Here is a 16,540-nt window from a genome sequence, read left to right as displayed (position 1 = left end):
GATTTGTAAAAAAATGCGAAAGACCCCGTTCCTAAGAACAGGGTCTTCACTTCAATAATGTGAGAGTCGTTTAACCTTAGCTTAATTTCTCCCTTAGGGTCTTGATGCCATATACAGCTCCTGCAGCTTTGCCCAAGGCAGATGAGAATTTCACTTCAATGGTTGACTTGCCAGCGGTCAGACGGCTTGGAATTTCATAACAGGTATCGAAATTGCGGTCCCCCTGATCCCCGACGAGTCTAGGCTCGGCAATAACTGATCCGTCTACGGAAATGGCGAATTCGCGCTCATAGGTCCTGCCATCCGCAAAAAACGCCCGATCCCCGCCAAAGTAAGTGACCAGCAGGTACATCTGCCGGTCCGGCTCCACCGCCATTTCATAGCTGAAGAATCCTTCGCCGCGGCTGTCGCGCCAGCCTCTTTGGGCAACGTTATAGTAACCGGAGTTTGAATGGAGCGTTTGAATGTTGTGCTCCACTTCCGGCTGCTGCTCGCTTGGCTGCACCTCGTCAACCGTGATTGCACGAACCCGGTCATACACTTTCTTTTCTTTATCCTCAAACGTTCTATACGCCTCTTCATTCATTATATTCCAATACAGCGTATACCGTTGATGATGCAGCGCATAGAAGGGAATAAGGGTCACCTTGACATTCCCGGGCTGTCCGATCAAGTCTGTCTCAAAGGTTAGCGGTGCGCCTTCAACGGGCTTTATCCAAGCCTGGAGATGCTCCTTATCCGCCACCAGCGCAGGCACATCGATTAAGGGGTGATTGTTCAGCTTCAGGTGGTCCTCCAGAATATCGCTTTCCGGGAAATTCTTAGTCCCTAAAGCGCCCGCCAATACAAGAGGGCCGTACATGATACCGATTTTCCTTGGGTCATCCTTGGCCTCATAGGTGTGAAGAGCCATTGGAAGCCTGATCTCGACCGCATCTCCGGTCTTCCAGCACCTGGCGATCGTTAAATATCCTCCCCGCTCCGAGCCGGAATGCGCTTCAACGCCATTAACAACAGCTAACACATCACCGGCTGCCCAGGAAGGAACCCGGATATGAAGGGATAGAAATTCGCCATTCGCCTCTTCAACCTGCAGGGTCGTCCGATCCGACACTGGGAAATCCGTTATTTGCTTGAGTATCATTTTCTTATCCTCCAGCTTAAGCTCGGAAGCGATGAACAAATTGACATAGAGGTCATCATGCTCTCTGTAGTAGATGTTTCTCGTATAACGGGCGGGATTCTCCATCCCCGTTCCGGTACAGCACCAGAAGGAATCATCCGGCGAGCAATATACCTTGAAATGCCCCGGCTGCGTCGATACAAAATACGTTTTCATGCCGGAATCCGGATCCTGTGAGGCAAGGATATGATTGTACAGCGCCTTTTCGTAATAATCCATATAGGACGCCTCGTGCGACCATTGAAATAAGTGCTCTGTCAGCTTAAGCATGTTGTAGGTGTTGCAGGTTTCGGTCGTCGTGATCCCTAGTCTTTCTTGATTGACAGGCCCGAAATGCTCGCCAATACTGTTCCCGCCGATGATATAGGAGCGATATTTCGTCACTTCATTCCAAAAGAACAACGCTGTGTTCTTATATGCTTCATGACCGGTTAATTCATACAGCCTGGCGGCCCCGATTACTTTTGGTATCTGGGTGTTGGCATGTTTGCCTTCCAGTTCGTCCACGCCGCCTGCCAGCGGGTCCAAGATCGTTTTATGGCAAAATCGGATCGCGATCTCCAGATAATCTTGATTTCCGGTTATATTGTACAGCTCAGCCATGGCATCATTCATACCGCCATGCTCGCAAATAAGCATTCTCTGGAACTGTTCATCCGTGAGGCTGTCCGTTCCTCTTATTGCCCAATCGGCCAGCTTTGTGACGACTTCAAGCGCTTTTGTGTTCCCGGCGATCGAATAGGCATCCAGAAGTCCGGCATATATTTTGTGAATGCTGTACCATGGCACCCAAGCACCAGCCAGGCTGAAATGCTCAACCTCAAATTCTCCGGTAAACACTTGATCAAAGCAAGCACGGGGGAAGCCGCTGACATAGCCATCCTTGTCAAAGCTCTGGATATGAGCAAGCTCATCCACCGCATAATCAATCTTCAGCTTGAGCTGCTCATCGTTCGTCACCTCATACATAGCGGCCGCGGCAGAAAGCCAATGGCCGATGGAATGGCCGCTGATCGGGGTGGATTCCCAACCGCCGTACCGCGGTTTCTTGGCTTCCTGCAGGGCGGCTTCATAACAAGGGGCCGCAAGCCGGTCAACATCAAGATAAACCAGGTACTCTTTCCCTTTGTCCTGCGATTGTTTAAAAATTCCTTCTAATAATGTCACGTTTTCCATAGCTGCTCACTCCTAAAATCAATAGTTGATCATTCGTTAATAAAGATATATATTATTAATATAATAATTAACATTACAATTACCTACCAGTGGAGGTAGCCTATGAATTTAGACGTAACCGAAAACTCTCTGCCCTTCTATGAAGCGATGGCAAGCAGCGTGCGGCTCGAACTCATCCGGCTGCTTGCCAAGCAGCCGATGAATATACGTCAGCTGGCTGAAGCTGTCGGCTTAAGCAGCGCAATTATGACGATGCACATCAAGAAGCTGGTGAAGGGCGGCATTGTAAGGACGGATATGCAGCCCGGCAGAGGCGGCATGCAGAAGATGTGCACCTTGATTATTGATCAAGCCGATATTATCTTCCCGAACAAAATGGAGCATATCCGCGAATATCATCAAAGCTTTATTCCAGTCGGCCATTATACGGATTTCCTGGTTGAACCGACATGCGGCCTCGCGACCAGCGAGAAGATTATCGGTGAACTGGACGATCCGCGTTATTTTCTTGATGCGGAACGGTTCCAGGCACAGATCCTTTGGTTCAGCGAAGGATATATTGAATACAAGATCCCGAACTTCCTTCTATCCACGGAAAATCCGCAGGAACTGCTGATCTCCATGGAAATTTCCTCCGAAGCCCCGCTGACCGACGAAAACTGGCCATCGGATATCACCTTCTATTTGAATCAGGTCAAATTGGGCACCTGGACAAGCCCCGGTGATTATGGGGATAAACGCGGCAAGCATAACCCCTCCTGGTGGCCGGACGACGTCAACCAATACGGACTGCTCAAGCACCTGACTATCACCAACCACGGCACCCGCGTAGATGGCAAGCCCATTTCAGATGTGACGCTGGAGCAGATCAACGTCCGGGACAAGCAGTGGACCTTTCGGATCGCCAGCGAGAAGGATTCCCGCAATGTGGGCGGCATCACCCTGTTTGGCAAAGGATTCGGCAACTACAATCAGGATATCGTGCTAAGACTCTATTACGAGAAGGTCGTACCGGCTGCCGAAGCTGTTCATAGATAGCTCAGCCCTTAAAGAAAAGGACCGCTGAAGATGCGCTTGCACTCTTCAGCGGTCTTTCGTATTTATGAACAGGATGAGAAGCAAGGATTGCCATCTTGATCCCATCTGACCTTCATGACCATCGCATGGCGATTAGGGTCATACAGCGGGTCTCCAACGATCTCCTCATACGGCCGCGCATGAAAAACAATTAAGTCCTCGCCATTCTCCGATACGGTGAAGCTGTTATGCCCCGGACCGAATAGATCCTTCTCCTTATCGGTGGACAGAACAGGATGCCTTGATTTCGTCCAGGCTTGCGGATCCAGCAAATCCGCCGTATCCGGGGCCGTTAATAACCCCATACAGTAGCAAGCGCCCGTTGCGCTGGCCGAATAGGTGATGAACACCTTGCCGTTGCGTTTGAGAACGGCAGGACCCTCGTTCACCCAAAATCCGACCCGTTCCCAATCATAATCCGGGGTCGTCAACAGCACCTGCACCGTTTTCAGCTTTGCAGGGGTTTCCATCTCAGCGATATACAGATTGGATATGCCCTTCTGCCCGCCCACTTTCTCGGCCCAGACAAAATATCTTCTGCCGCTCTGTTCAAATACGGTGGCATCCAGCGAGAAGTCCGTAAAAGAAAAGGGGTCCTGATCTGCCTTTTCCATCATTCCCAGCTCAATCCAGGAATCGGCCAGCGGATCGGGGCCCTTGCATGCTAAGACATAAGGACGAATCCGCCATTTATTCTCCATCTCACCGGCCGCAAAATAGATGTACCAATTGCCGTCCAAATAATGAAGCTCCGGCGCCCAAATATGTTCACTCATGATGCCGCTCTCGTGTTTCTCCCACACCTTGACCGGTTTCGCCCCAGCCAGGCCGTCAATCGTCTTGGAACGCCTTAATTCGATGCAATCATAAGCCGGCACCGAGGCGGTAAAATAGTAGCAGCCATCCCCATGCTTATAGACATAGGGGTCTGCCCTCTGCTCAATGAGAGGTTTGATGATTTCTTCTGTTCCCATATTGAAGTCCCTCTTCCTGGAATGATGCAAAATGAATCGTATCAGCCTTTAACAGATCCGATCAGCACACCTTTTTCAAAGTATTTCTGCATAAAAGGATAGACCAATAAAATAGGCAGCGTTGATACGATGATGACCCCGTACTTGATTTGATCCGCGTATTTCTGCGCGTATCCGCCCGCAGCGCCGCCGGCGCCGGCTCCTTGGGAGAACACTTGATTCGAGAGCAGAATATCCCGCAGCACAATTTGCAGCGGCTGCAGGCTGTTATCCCTGATGTAGATCAGACCGGTGAAGAAATCATTCCAGTGCGCAACCAGGTAATAGAGGCCGATGACCGAAACAACGGCTTTGGACAAAGGCAGCGCTACTTTCCAGAAGAATCTGAAATGCGTGCAGCCGTCGATCGAAGCCGCTTCAAACAGCTCTTTAGGCAGCGAATCGAAGAACGTCCTCGTAATAATGAGATTGTAGACATTGACGGAGAATGGAAGAATGAATACCCACATGTTGTTCGTCAAATGCAGATCCTTCATCAAGAGATAAGTCGGAATCAATCCGCCGCTGAAAAACATCGTAAAAACAAACGCGAACATCAGAAACCTTCTCGCCCTGAATTCCGGTCTCGATAACACATAGGCCGCCGGCAGCGTGAACAACAGGTTGACGAACGTGCCTAATAACGTGTAGAGCACGGTATTTCTATAGCCCACCCAAATCCGGTTATCCTTAAAAATCTCCTCATAGCCGAAGGTGCTGAATCCCCTTGGAAACAGCGTAACTTTACCCGTTGAAACCAGCGTCGAATCGCTGACGGAGGCAATCACGACAAAATAAAGCGGGTAAACGACGATCAAAAAAACGAAGGTGCATAATAGGAAGATAATCAGATCGAACATCAAGTCGCTGCGGCTTTTTCCTCTTAACAGACCCATTGGTTTACCTCCCTCCTACCACAAGCTGATATTCGAGAATCTTCTCGATAACGCATTCATCGCGTACAGGAATACAAAGTTAATCAGGGTGTTAAATAGACCAATCGCCGCAGAATAACTGAATTGGTTGGATATAATCCCTATCTTATAGACGAAGGTTGAAATGACCTCGGAGACCGGGAGATTCAGCGTGTTCTGCATCAGGAATACTTTCTCGAAGCCTGTACCCAGAACGCTGCCCATGCTTAAGATGAACAAAATAATAATCGTCGGAATGATAGCCGGAATATCTACATACCAGATGGTCTGCCACCTGCTGGCTCCGTCGATCTTGGCGGAGTCGTACATCTGAGGATCGACGGTAGAGAGCGCTGCGAGATAAATAATGCTGTTCCATCCGCAGTGCTGCCAAATATCAGATATCACATACACAGGCACGAAGGCCTTGGTAGATGCGAGCAGATTGAGATCACCATACCCGAGCGAGCTCATAATATGTCCGACCACCCCAGTATTCGGGGACAGCAGGACGTTCAGCAGGCCGACCATAACGACCAAGGAGATAAAATGCGGCAAATATACAGTCGTCTGCAGCGTCTTCTTCGCTCGTTTCGATTTGACCTGATTCAGAATCAGCGCCAGAATGATCGGAGCCGGAAAACCAAGCACGATTGTCGCCAAGCTGATGAAAACGGTGTTCTTCATTAAATCCTTGAACTGAAAGCTATGGATAAATTGGGAGAAATAATGCAGTCCCCGCCATTCCCCGCCCGTAAGCCCCTTTGTAAAATCAAAATCACGGAAGGCCAATTGAATGCCGTACATCGGCACAAAATTAAAAAGGAAAATAACGATGATCGCGGGAAGAATCATCACCCACAATTGATAGTCGCGTATAAAAGTGTTGATGATATTCGGTTTTTTCGCTGCCGGGATGCGGATGCCCGCCTTATTCTCATGGATATTCGGAGAGTTTGAATTCATAATGATCTCCCTTATTTGGGGAAGATGCCGTATCCGCCAGGGACACAGCATCTTCCTTCATGGATTTTATTTCATCTTGGTTTTGTACTCATCGTAGTACTTTTGCATGATTTCAAGGTTTTGCTGCAATCCGACCTTGCCGGCATTGTCAACGAAGGAATCCCATTCTTTGTCTACGCCGCCTTTGATGATCCACTGTGAGAATTTAGCCATAGCGAGGTTCATCAAGTTGGTATTCACCAAGCTCATCGCATTGTTGTCGTCTTTGCTGTATTTCATGAACATGCTGGGCAGGACACTGCTGCTCTTATCGATCCCATTGATAGCCGCCATTAACGGCTCCGTCTGTTTCCCAACCGATTGCATGTCCGTACCGAGCGTCAGATTCAAGGAATCGGCGATGTACATCGGTCCGTTATCCGCCCATGTAGAGGTCCATTTCCAAGTGCCGGGATCCATTGCAGCATCCATCGGAGGCAGTACCTTGAAGCTGCCGTCGCCATTGTCCCCGATGTTCGTGCCTAATGAACCGAACAGTACCTGCATGCTCACTTTCGGATCATACAGCTCGTTGATAAATTTCATCGCAGCGTCTTTATTCTCGGTTTGGGCCGACATTGTCACCATATTTGCCCCGTAATTCAGCGTATTGTAGTCATAGTCCCATGAGGTTTGAACGGTTGAATCCGCAGATTCCTTCAACGGAGCCATCGATGTGTACTGAGGCGCCAGTGTATTGCCGAAGCGGTCCGTTACTTCCCAGCCCCACGTAAATCCGACTTTAGCCTTATCACCCGTACCGCGGGCAACCGATTGGAATTTCGTGTAATCCTGCGTGAATACTTCCGAGTTAATGAGTCCGGCTGCATAGCATTTATTCAAGAACTCCACCAGCTTCTTATAGCGCTCATCCGTTAGAAAGTTCTTCACCTTGCCGCCTTCTACGAAGTAGCCTTGACCGCTTCCGTCCGACAGCGTAATGCCTTCGCTGCCCAGCAGAACCGTTGGCTGGAAGAAGCCGAATCCGCCTGTGCCCACCGGTGAGAAGTCCATCGGGATTTCATCAGCCGCGTTGCCGTCCCCGTTAGCATCTTTGTCCTTAAAAGCTTTCAATACATCAAATAGTTCGTCCCAATTCGTCGGCATTTTCAAGCCCAGATTATCAAGCCACTTCTGGTTGATGAATTGTCTGGTTGCTGTTGCCGGCCAATATCTTTGGTATTTTGGCAAGCCGAAGATTTTCCCGTCGGTTTGAGAGGCGATGACTTTCGTCTCGGGCTTCTCAGTAAACATCGCTTGGACATTCGGTGCATCCTTGTCGATTAATTCTGTCATATCTTGAAACAATCCCGGGAATTGAGCATAGTCTGCATCCGTGATCGCGTTAGGTCCGATGATTAAGTCCGGAATATCTCCGCCTGCCAGCATCGCGCCCTTCTTCTGATCCCAATCCGCGGTTACCTCCTGCCACTGAATGTCGACACCTGCCCGCTCTTCGGCATCCTGCAGCCATTTCATTTTGGCAAGCTCTTGCGTTAATGGATGTTTCGTAATAAGTGCCGTCAATTTCACTTTTGCGCTGCCGCCGCTGCCGGAAGCGGTGTTTGTGTCTGTATTCCCGCTGCCGCCGCTGTTATCGTTGCTGCTGCACCCAGCTGCCAACATCGCACCCAAACTAACTGTTAGAAAAACGGATAAAACTTTTTTCATTTCGCTTTCCTCCATTTTCTATTTTTATGGAAACAGTTTTCATGCGACCCCCTCCTTGCAGATGCATAAAAACCACTTCATCATCCTTAACAAAACTATTTATAATAGTTACTACTACTTTTTGTTAATACGATGTATTTTTATTAACGTATCTCAGTTGTAAGACCTAATATAAACGCTTTCATTGTCGGTGTAAAGGTTTTTTTTCTTTTATATTTCTTGTAAATGGATCATTTATATTAATGTTTTTATTAATCATGTGGGAGCGAACTTCTGCGAACCGGAATATTCTAGCGGCTAATTACGTACAGTGCGGGCGCTTTTTACGAGTATATTCTTCCCATGTCTCTGGTACTGGAGGGTTTTAGGTTTTCTATCATTGACGATGACAATGCAGAGGGATAATATAAAAGATAGACAAATTCAACCAATAGGATGTGCTTACCATGAGCGAATATAAAGCGGAGTTAGAACGCTTGCTGCAGCAAGAGGACGACCTGCAATTCCCGGAGTTCACGAACCATACTGCTTTTCAAATCGGCTGCAGATTAATAGAAAAAGCGGTCCAGGAGAGCAAATCCATCGCCGTTACAATCGTAAGAGACGGTGAAATGCTGTTCCACAGCAAGATGGAAGGAACGAATGCAGGCAATGATTCATGGATCAAACGCAAAAGTAACGTCGTTCATCATTTTGGCCATAGCTCCTACTATATGCATGTCTTGTTTAAATCTAATGGGTCCTCCATTGAATCATCCTCTCTGGATTCCGCGGATTATGCGGCCGAAGGGGGAGCATTCCCTCTCATCCTCAAGAATGTCGGCATCGTAGGAACGATCGCCGCTTCCGGTCTGCCCGGAGACCAGGATCACCAGATCATCGTCTCCGTGCTGGAGGAGTTTCTCCGCTCCTAATGTGAACATCCATAGCTCGCAAGGGGTTGTTCTAAAAGCCGCGTCGTTCCTGGCTTTCCGGCGCCCCTTTTTTATGCGTTAGGGTTCATACTGAACCGCTGGCAGCCCCGGCCAATCAGACTGGGGACTGCAGAATTGATGCGAATGTATGGATGCTTGGCCAAAAAAACAAAAATGAGGCAGGCGCTTGGCTGTGCAGCCGCGCCTGCCTCTATCACGCTTAAACTCCGCCATACGGGAGTGAAGATGTGACGAAGATTTAGCCTAGATCTAGGCTAGTTGCTGCTTACCGGCTGCAGTCTCACTCTCCGACTATGCTAGTTGCTGCTTACCAGCTGCAGTCTCACACTCCGACCTATGCTAGTTGCTGCTTACCAGCTGCAGTCTCACACTCCGACCTATGCTAGTTGCTGCTTACCAGCTGCAGTCTCACACTCCACCTATACTGGATATATACAGCTATTTAATCCAATTCAGCTTCAAAAGGAGAGCTATACTGGAAAATTACCGTTATTTCCTCGAAATCAGCTCATTTTGTGCCAAACCGAAGCATTTAACTGTATCAAATACAGGATAGCCCACTCATTTAGCTTGATCAGGCTTCTATACTGCATCAAATACAGGATAGCTCCGCCCATCTAGCTTGAACAGACTTCTACTTCGCATCAAATACAGGATACCCCACTCATTTAGCTTGAGCAGCCTTCTATACTGCATCAAATACAGGATAGCTCCGCCCATTTATCTTGAGCAGACTTCTACCCCGCATCAAATGCAGGATAGCTCCACCCATCTAGCTTGAGCAGACTTCTACTCTGTTTCAAACACTAGATAGCCTCACTCATTTTACTTGAGCAGCCGTCCCTCATTCAGCTTGTGAGTTAAAACCCAAGGTGCCTCCATTATCATCCTATGATGTGCAAGCTCAAGGTCATCATTTCGCAGCCTTCTATTTATTTCGTCTTCAAATGCCGAACCCAGCCGTCTACACCATGCACAGCTCTTGGCTCCCAGCGCGAGGTGTTGAGCACAGAGCGCCGGCGGCATGTGAGGCTCCATTGCTGTATCACGCGGATGGCTGATCCTGCCGCTTACTTGAGACGGCAAGCCCAAACTGCAAGTAGTACAGCAGGGCGACACTTCCGATTAACAGGGCAAAGTAAAGAAATAAGCTGCTGTACACCGAGCCTGCCAAGCTCCATCGCACAGGGTTCCCAAGTACGGAGGACGTACCCAGATCCAATATTTTACCCATAATTGCCGAAGAGGCTGCCCCGGAGATAAAGGCGATCATCGAGAAGAGCCCCATGCCAACTCCGGCCTGATCCTTGGCAAGCGTTCGTGAGACGGTATTCGATAGCGAAATTTGCATGAAGGTTTGCCCCAAATTGCCCAGGATGAGGATCAGCATAATATAAAGCGGCGACATCCCTGCGAAGAAGGAGAGGAGAATAAAGCAGCTAAGCAGCAGCGATGCGGCCGTGTAGACGAGCAATGAATTTCCTCTCGCATCTGCCAGCTTTCCCCTTTTCTGCCCAAGAGCGCGGAAGCAAGTGCAGCCGGGAACATAATGAAACCAATGCTGGCAGGCGACAGATGGTTCAGATTCGCAAGCAGCTGAGGCGTCAAGAAAGGAATTCCCATCAAGACCCCGGTGTTGATTAAGGTGATAAACAACCCGATGGAGTATTCGCTCAAATATTTCCTATAGAACGGGATGGTAAAGAGAATTAGGATAGACAGCCCGAAGAGAACGCGTCAGCTCGCCACACTGGTGACCAAGCCTCCAACAATCGGCGCCATTGCAATCCTGTCAACTCTTTCCTTCCCATATTTTAAAAAAAGGGCCTTTAAATCCGCTGCACACGAAAAAAGCTGTTTCCCCAGTCCCATCCGACCAGAAGAACAGCCCCCGCGAATTAATATATCTCGGGCACACTTCCATTCCCATTAAGACGGCTTGCCGCTCTTCCTCTCCAGGCTGATCCATACGAGCCCTGCCGCCATAAGGACGGTACCGGTTAATTGCCAGACTGTTACGCTCTCATCGAAGAACAGATAACCAGCCGCAACTGCCGCCGCCGGCACCACGTACCGGAAGAAATTCGCCCGCGCAGCCCCGACTTTGAACATGCAGGCATTCCAAACAACGAAAGCGAACACGGTGCAGAACAGCACATTATAGATAATGGACGTGTAATGACCCGCATTTAAGGCGCTCCAATCCACCTTGCTCCACGAAGTGATTGTCAGCGGGAACATAAACAAAGCTCCGAACAAGATGTACCAGGTGCTGACACGCAGAGCCGAATACTGCTTCATAAGCGGCATACAGGCAAGATTGAACAAAGCTCCAATGATGCTGACACCAAAAGCGAGCAGGTTGCCGATCACATTATCTGAGGAAAAGCTCAGCCCTTCACTGCCGCCGAGAATGACGAAGCAGACGCCGAACATGGAGGCGGCACCACCTGTTATCAGGCGTGAAGATATCTTTTCCCTTACAAACAAGGGACCGAAGAGCGCCGCAAAAATGGGCCACGGTGCGACATTGAGAAGAGAAGCGTTGGCAAGCGTCGTATATTTGATTGAATACATGACTGCGATTTCTAAGCCCGTAATCCCGACAAGACCAACAGCTGCAAGCTGCAGCGCCGTTTTTACGGGAATACCGACGCTTCCTTCCTTCCATTTCAGGATGAGGAAGAAGAAAGGCAAAGCCAGTCCAAATCGTAAGAAGGCGAACAATTTAGGATCGAATGTATCCATTGCAAGCCGTGACACCCCGAAGTTGGCACCCCATATGCCGGCAACCAAAGCAAGTCCGAGGTAATAAATCCATTTTCTGTCCATGTCCGTCCAAATCCCCATTCTAGCTGCAAGGTAGCGCTGTCATATTCGGAAAATAATAAATGACACTATTTATCCCCCCGTTGATCAGTTTGCAGGATTTTGACAGTAAATACAATCCTTTTCTTGCACCTCAAACTCCCCCGAGGCGCAAGGCATAGAAAAAAGGCAGCGCCATAAGGAGGCTGCTGCCTTTCTTCGATAGACATTACGGCTTAGCCGGCAATCCGTTCGCATTTCGGATGAGCCCAAAATATTGATCGGCGCGAACCGCTTCATATTCAGGTCCAAGCGAAGCTTGAAGCGCAGCTACATCAGATGGTGTCATGCTCCAGGCAAGCAGACCCAAGGAAACGAACAATGGTGATTTACCGTCCCACTTCGCTTTTGCATCCGCAAGAATTTTCTGTCCATCCTGCACGGTGCTGATTCCTTGAATCGTTGAAACCGGCAGTTTGCCTTTCACAATCTCAACGCCATGGCGATCCTCCCAGCTTAAGAATAAACCCGGTACATGATACTCATTGAGATAAGCATCCACGTTGAAATCGCTAAGCGGTACATTCTGCGTACCTATGCGATTCAATACATAAGGAATGGTCATGCCGGTTTTCTTAAGATAGGAATACGAAGATTTCAGGAAAGCTGCGAATGACTTCTCAGGCCATGCATTCGGGTAGAAATACCCTGCACCGGAAGGACCGGCGATAATCAGGTCGTTCTGCGTAGCGGTTTCTCTGAAGTAATTCAAAATAGCAGGAGCTCCGTCGTAAAGCAGCGGACTTGATGTCCAGTTAATCGGTACCTTACCGCGGCTTGGATCATCCCATAGAATCCGCATCCGGTGCTGATTGTACTGGAAGTTATCACCTTCACTGAGTGTGTACGTGACATAAATTTTGTTCTCCAGCTTAGGCGTTGGGGCCGGCTTAACGTTGGTTCCGCCCGGCTTCGTACCGGAGAAAACGGTCATGTTGCTGAACCAGTCGGCAGCCAGGACATATACTCCGTAATTAGAGGCAATCTCAACACCATTGAATTCCCCGTCTGTATCGTTACTGAACCAGCCTAGATACGGCGTACCCGGGTTGACACCCGATAGGATTTTTTGGAAGAGCGCCTTCTGCTCCGGTACATTCGAATCCAGCCAGAATACCATGGCTTTGTTGGCTACCGCATAATCGCGGAGATAACCGTACGGCTCCTTCTGACCGGAAGACGGAGGCTGAACATTACCTGCGGAAACCTTGTATTGATTCCACATATCTACAGAGGCTGTCAGCTGCTTCGTACCTGCTGGCGGCGTAAATTTATAGACGAAATAGCGGTTATTATCCGCGAAACGGTGGCCGCCATTCCCTGTGGAGACCTGCGAGCTTTGTGCGTCATAGAGGAAAGGCTGCTCCTCAGGCGTGCCAGGGATGAACTGAGCGATTGTTGCACCGTCGGCCTTCACCGTCACCTGATGGACAGCCGTTCCCCATCCATCCTGCGGGAATGCATCGTCAAACCGGAGATAAACATCCGACTTGCCAAGATTAGCGCTCAGGTCAAAATCATAGACCTTGCGGTTATTGCCGTCCCGCTCTTGCGTAGTATCCTCAGCGATTACCTTAAACGATTGAGGCAGCCCGCCGGGTATTTTGATGGAGGTATCCGGGCTGAGTCCGACAAGCATCCGGTGCGTCGTTTGATTCCACAGATTCTCGTACTGCCACGTATACGCGTCCATCCTGTCTTTGAACTTACCCTGCAGGTCGTCAAGGATCTGCATGTTGTAAGGGGCGGCCTGCAGCTTGGCAGCCAGTTCAGGGCTTGCTACAACAGCGTCTTTCAGCCCGGCGAGCGTAGTTGCCACATTGATGGAGTCCGAAACTTTTGGATCATAAACAATCACACCCTTTACTTCATCCTTAAACGTCTTGACGATCTGCCAATAATCATCACGAACCTTGTAAGGAACGTCCAGATCATTCAGCCAGGTATATTTTCCCTCCTCTTTATTCTCAAGCAGGTAGATGCGCGGCTCCGAACGGTTGACAATTCCCTGCAGGGTAGCCAGAAGAATCTTCACGTCTCCGGGAGCGTCATAAATATCCGCTACTTCTAATTGTTTGACCTTCGCAAAGCTTGGAAGCGCTTGCTCTTTAGACCAAGTAATATGATTCGCAGGCTGCTGCGGATTCGCCTTAGACTCGGCAGAGGCCCCAATAGACATCGATACTGTACACAAGAGAGCAAGACTTACGGTCGTTAATTTACGAAACATGTATGCACCTCGATTGGTCAGGGTATGTGGGTCATCATTAACTTGTCCTCTTTGCACCCCCCTGCAGAAGATATTATTATCATGCCCACAAATATATATTTAATATAATATTGAATATATATCAATACCTTCGACAAAAGCTCTTATAAAATAATATTTTCAGGCTAATTCCCTAGGTCTAATTCAGTAAACACGCTTGTTAATTACACCCTTAAGTCCTTGGCAATCCTGAAATTGAATCATTCAAGAACTGATTATACATATTATATATATATAATTTAATTCGTCGGAATTAAAGCAGCTGCTTAACCTTTAATATATATACAAGTCAGGCTTCAGATTTCACATCATCCTTGAGATGCCGATAAGAGAAGGAATATAATAGGATAGTATCAACGCTTTGAACGATATCCCAATGATGGAGGCGGATCTACATACATGTATCCAACAGGGCAGCAATTAGAGAATTACGCAGCACTTACCGTTAAAGTTGGTGTCAATGTCCAGCAGGGGCAGACGGTTGTCGTTATGGCGCCAGTTACTGCCGCTCCGCTGGTGCGGCTTATTGCATCGAAGGCTTATGAAGCCGGAGCGAAGAATGTGCATGTCGAGTATAACGACGAGGAGCTCTCCCGCATTAAGTTCAAGCAAGCGCCGGAAGAAGCCTTCTCGGAATACCCGATGTGGCGGGCTAAAGCATGGGAAGAATTCGTGGACAATGGCGCAGCGTTTATTTCCATCTATTCCCCTAATCCTGATCTGCTAAACGACGTAGATCCGAAACGGGTTGCTACAGCGTCGAAGACGGCTTCCACTGCGCTGAGCAGCTACCGCAGTTCCTTGATGAACCATTCCAATGCCTGGACTCTCCTCTCTTATGCGACACCCGAATGGGCGGCCAAAGTATTCCCGGATGTCTCTGCGGAGGAAGCCGTAGAGAAACTGTGGGAGCGAATTATCGAGGCCACCCGGATCGGCCTGGAAGACCCTATTCAAGCATGGAGAGATCATAATGCGAAGCTGCTGCAGATGGTTGAAGTGCTGAACAGCAAACGCTACAAGCAGCTGCAGTACGAAGCGCCGGGCACAAGCTTGACGGTAGACCTGCCCGAAGGCCATATCTGGCTGGGCGGTGCCAAAGCGAACTCGAAGGGCGTGTACTTCAACCCGAATATGCCGACCGAAGAAGTCTTCTCCATGCCTCATCGAGACGGCGTGAACGGAACCGTCCGCAGCACGAAGCCGCTGAATTACAATGGTCAGGTGATTAACAATTTCTCGTTAACCTTCCAGGATGGCATCGTGACCGACTTCTCCGCAGAGCAGGGCTACGAAGCACTGTCCAACCTGCTGGGCACGGACGAAGGAGCCAGACATCTGGGCGAGATTGCGCTGGTGCCGCATGACTCCCCTATTTCGAACTCCAATGTGATTTTCTTCAATACCCTTTTCGATGAGAATGCCTCCTGCCATCTGGCGCTGGGCCAGGCTTATCCGGTTAACATCAGCGGCGGCACTTCGATGTCGCCAGAGGAGCTCCTTGCTCACGGAGCAAACAGAAGCCTCACACATGAAGACTTCATGATCGGCTCACCCGATATGAACATTGACGGCGTGACGCAGGATGGCGCCCGCGAACCCATCTTCCGAAACGGGAATTGGGCGATCTAGCTTGAGCCGCCCTGCCTTATCCATCTAAACATAAAGGCCCTCCTTCGAGCAGTGTTCCTGCCGGGGGAGAGCCTTTTCCGGTTATAGATTAGGAATGGCGGAACGTACACTTAAGCTATGCGCCTAACCCTATATCGTCCATGCCCCGGCCCAATCCTCACGGCTCACCTCGGAAAGATCAATGCCATTGACGATCATCTTCCCGCCGCGTGTACCGTATTGAAAGGCAAGGCTTGCGAGCTTCAGCTCCCGTATCGGCTCCTTAAGCGGAATGCTGCCTTCATGAATCGATGGGCCTTCGAGCACACCGCGCAGTCTCTCGACGGCAGCCATTCGCCCCGATAATCCCATCAGGCTGTTGTAGATGCCATTCAAGGTATCCATCAGCCTTGAAGTAAACTGGAACGTAACAATGAATAATCCAATCGACAGTTCATGATGCAGCACCAGCCATCCGCCATAAAATAATACCGCTAGCGTAGCCATCCACTTTATCGGATCACTCATCAGCATCTGCTTATTAATCAGCTTCGCTTCGCCCATGACGCTGTTGAAATACTTGCCGAACAAGGAATCATACCGCTTGTTCTCCCAGCTCTCACGTCCGAAGGCCAGCACTTCACGGGTAGACGAAACGCCCTCCTCCAGATGAACGAGCATATCCGACTTATGACGGCTTACATCACTCTGCGCTCTTTCCCCGTTTGACATTAGGGCGGCGGCGTATAGAATTGTTGAGCAGGTTTCAAACCCTGCTGAATCCGTGTAAAAGTTAAGCAGTATTCCACTCCCCATTG

Annotated in this window: 12 protein-coding genes; 3 read left to right on the top strand and 9 right to left on the bottom strand. The window is 49.2% G+C overall.

The genetic code is table 11. The features are described from left to right. Positions 1-76: 76 nt before the first annotated feature. Entirely contained in the window at positions 77-2,359 is a 2,283-nt protein-coding gene (locus ACFPYJ_RS19900) for a beta-L-arabinofuranosidase domain-containing protein (protein ID WP_379189947.1), read from the bottom strand. Positions 2,360-2,461: 102 nt separating this feature from the next. On the opposite strand from ACFPYJ_RS19900, the gene ACFPYJ_RS19895 reads away from it, so the two are divergent. Next, positions 2,462-3,397 carry an ArsR/SmtB family transcription factor gene (locus tag ACFPYJ_RS19895; RefSeq protein WP_379189946.1) on the top strand — a complete coding sequence of 312 codons (936 nt, stop codon included), beginning with the start codon at positions 2,462-2,464 and terminating at the stop codon, positions 3,395-3,397. A 62-nt stretch (positions 3,398-3,459) separates the two neighbouring features. Here ACFPYJ_RS19895 and ACFPYJ_RS19890 read toward each other — a convergent pair whose 3' ends face one another. The 4 genes from ACFPYJ_RS19890 to ACFPYJ_RS19875 all read right to left on the bottom strand — a co-directional run bounded on the left by ACFPYJ_RS19890 (position 3,460) and on the right by ACFPYJ_RS19875 (position 8,039). Beyond that, complete coding sequence (locus ACFPYJ_RS19890) at positions 3,460-4,410, bottom strand: glycoside hydrolase family 43 protein (RefSeq protein WP_379189944.1); 951 nt, start codon at positions 4,408-4,410, stop codon at positions 3,460-3,462. Between the two features lie 41 nt (positions 4,411-4,451). Continuing rightward, a complete protein-coding gene (locus ACFPYJ_RS19885; protein WP_379189997.1) occupies positions 4,452-5,309 on the bottom strand; it encodes a carbohydrate ABC transporter permease in 858 nt (285 codons plus the stop codon). 51 nt (positions 5,310-5,360) lie between these two features. Continuing rightward, a complete protein-coding gene (locus ACFPYJ_RS19880) occupies positions 5,361-6,218 on the bottom strand; it encodes an ABC transporter permease (RefSeq protein ID WP_379189996.1) in 858 nt (285 codons plus the stop codon). A gap of 177 nt (positions 6,219-6,395) precedes the next feature. After that, positions 6,396-8,039, bottom strand: coding sequence for a type 2 periplasmic-binding domain-containing protein (locus ACFPYJ_RS19875; protein WP_379189943.1), 1,644 nt, complete (start codon positions 8,037-8,039; stop codon positions 6,396-6,398). Between the two features lie 446 nt (positions 8,040-8,485). Here ACFPYJ_RS19875 and ACFPYJ_RS19870 point away from each other — a divergent pair, with 446 nt between their 5' ends. Then, positions 8,486-8,953, top strand: coding sequence for a heme-degrading domain-containing protein (locus tag ACFPYJ_RS19870; protein ID WP_379189942.1), 468 nt, complete (start codon positions 8,486-8,488; stop codon positions 8,951-8,953). Between the two features lie 1,066 nt (positions 8,954-10,019). Here the strand turns inward: ACFPYJ_RS19870 and ACFPYJ_RS19865 are convergent. From ACFPYJ_RS19865 to ACFPYJ_RS19855, 3 genes are all read right to left on the bottom strand, one after another. Then, positions 10,020-10,448 carry an MFS transporter gene (locus ACFPYJ_RS19865; protein ID WP_379189941.1) on the bottom strand — a complete coding sequence of 143 codons (429 nt, stop codon included), beginning with the start codon at positions 10,446-10,448 and terminating at the stop codon, positions 10,020-10,022. Positions 10,449-10,903: 455 nt separating this feature from the next. Continuing rightward, a complete protein-coding gene (locus ACFPYJ_RS19860) occupies positions 10,904-11,806 on the bottom strand; it encodes a DMT family transporter (protein WP_379189940.1) in 903 nt (300 codons plus the stop codon). 205 nt (positions 11,807-12,011) lie between these two features. After that, on the bottom strand, positions 12,012-14,072 hold the full coding sequence (locus ACFPYJ_RS19855) for a GxGYxYP domain-containing protein (RefSeq protein ID WP_379189939.1): 2,061 nt from the start codon (positions 14,070-14,072) through the stop codon (positions 12,012-12,014). Between the two features lie 438 nt (positions 14,073-14,510). Between ACFPYJ_RS19855 and ACFPYJ_RS19850 the strand changes: the two genes are divergently transcribed. Next, positions 14,511-15,743: an aminopeptidase gene (locus tag ACFPYJ_RS19850; RefSeq protein ID WP_379189938.1), complete on the top strand. Its 1,233-nt coding sequence runs from the start codon at positions 14,511-14,513 to the stop codon at positions 15,741-15,743. Between the two features lie 129 nt (positions 15,744-15,872). Here the strand turns inward: ACFPYJ_RS19850 and ACFPYJ_RS19845 are convergent, their stop codons facing one another. Continuing rightward, on the bottom strand, positions 15,873-16,538 hold the full coding sequence (locus ACFPYJ_RS19845) for an ABC transporter transmembrane domain-containing protein (protein ID WP_379189937.1): 666 nt from the start codon (positions 16,536-16,538) through the stop codon (positions 15,873-15,875). Positions 16,539-16,540 lie beyond the last annotated feature (2 nt).

The sequence above is a fragment of the Paenibacillus solisilvae genome, from assembly GCF_042656405.1.
In the GTDB taxonomy this organism is placed as follows: Bacteria; Bacillota; Bacilli; order Paenibacillales; family Paenibacillaceae; genus Paenibacillus_Z; species Paenibacillus_Z solisilvae.
The sequence above is the reverse complement of the archived record's forward strand: the minus strand, read 5'-3'. Positions and strand labels throughout refer to the sequence as shown.

Excerpts from the sequence above, each read along its gene's own strand:
- ACFPYJ_RS19885 (WP_379189997.1), bottom strand. The coding sequence starts at position 5,309 with ATGTTCGATCTGATTATCTTCCTATTATGCACCTTCGTTTTTTTGATC.
- ACFPYJ_RS19890 (WP_379189944.1), bottom strand. The coding sequence starts at position 4,410 with ATGGGAACAGAAGAAATCATCAAACCTCTCATTGAGCAGAGGGCAGAC.
- ACFPYJ_RS19875 (WP_379189943.1), bottom strand. The coding sequence starts at position 8,039 with ATGAAAAAAGTTTTATCCGTTTTTCTAACAGTTAGTTTGGGTGCGATG.
- ACFPYJ_RS19850 (WP_379189938.1), top strand. The coding sequence starts at position 14,511 with ATGTATCCAACAGGGCAGCAATTAGAGAATTACGCAGCACTTACCGTT.
- ACFPYJ_RS19845 (WP_379189937.1), bottom strand. The coding sequence starts at position 16,538 with ATGGGGAGTGGAATACTGCTTAACTTTTACACGGATTCAGCAGGGTTT.
- ACFPYJ_RS19870 (WP_379189942.1), top strand. The coding sequence starts at position 8,486 with ATGAGCGAATATAAAGCGGAGTTAGAACGCTTGCTGCAGCAAGAGGAC.
- ACFPYJ_RS19895 (WP_379189946.1), top strand. The coding sequence starts at position 2,462 with ATGAATTTAGACGTAACCGAAAACTCTCTGCCCTTCTATGAAGCGATG.
- ACFPYJ_RS19860 (WP_379189940.1), bottom strand. The coding sequence starts at position 11,806 with ATGGACAGAAAATGGATTTATTACCTCGGACTTGCTTTGGTTGCCGGC.
- ACFPYJ_RS19880 (WP_379189996.1), bottom strand. The coding sequence starts at position 6,218 with ATGATTCTTCCCGCGATCATCGTTATTTTCCTTTTTAATTTTGTGCCG.
- ACFPYJ_RS19900 (WP_379189947.1), bottom strand. The coding sequence starts at position 2,359 with ATGGAAAACGTGACATTATTAGAAGGAATTTTTAAACAATCGCAGGAC.
- ACFPYJ_RS19855 (WP_379189939.1), bottom strand. The coding sequence starts at position 14,072 with ATGTTTCGTAAATTAACGACCGTAAGTCTTGCTCTCTTGTGTACAGTA.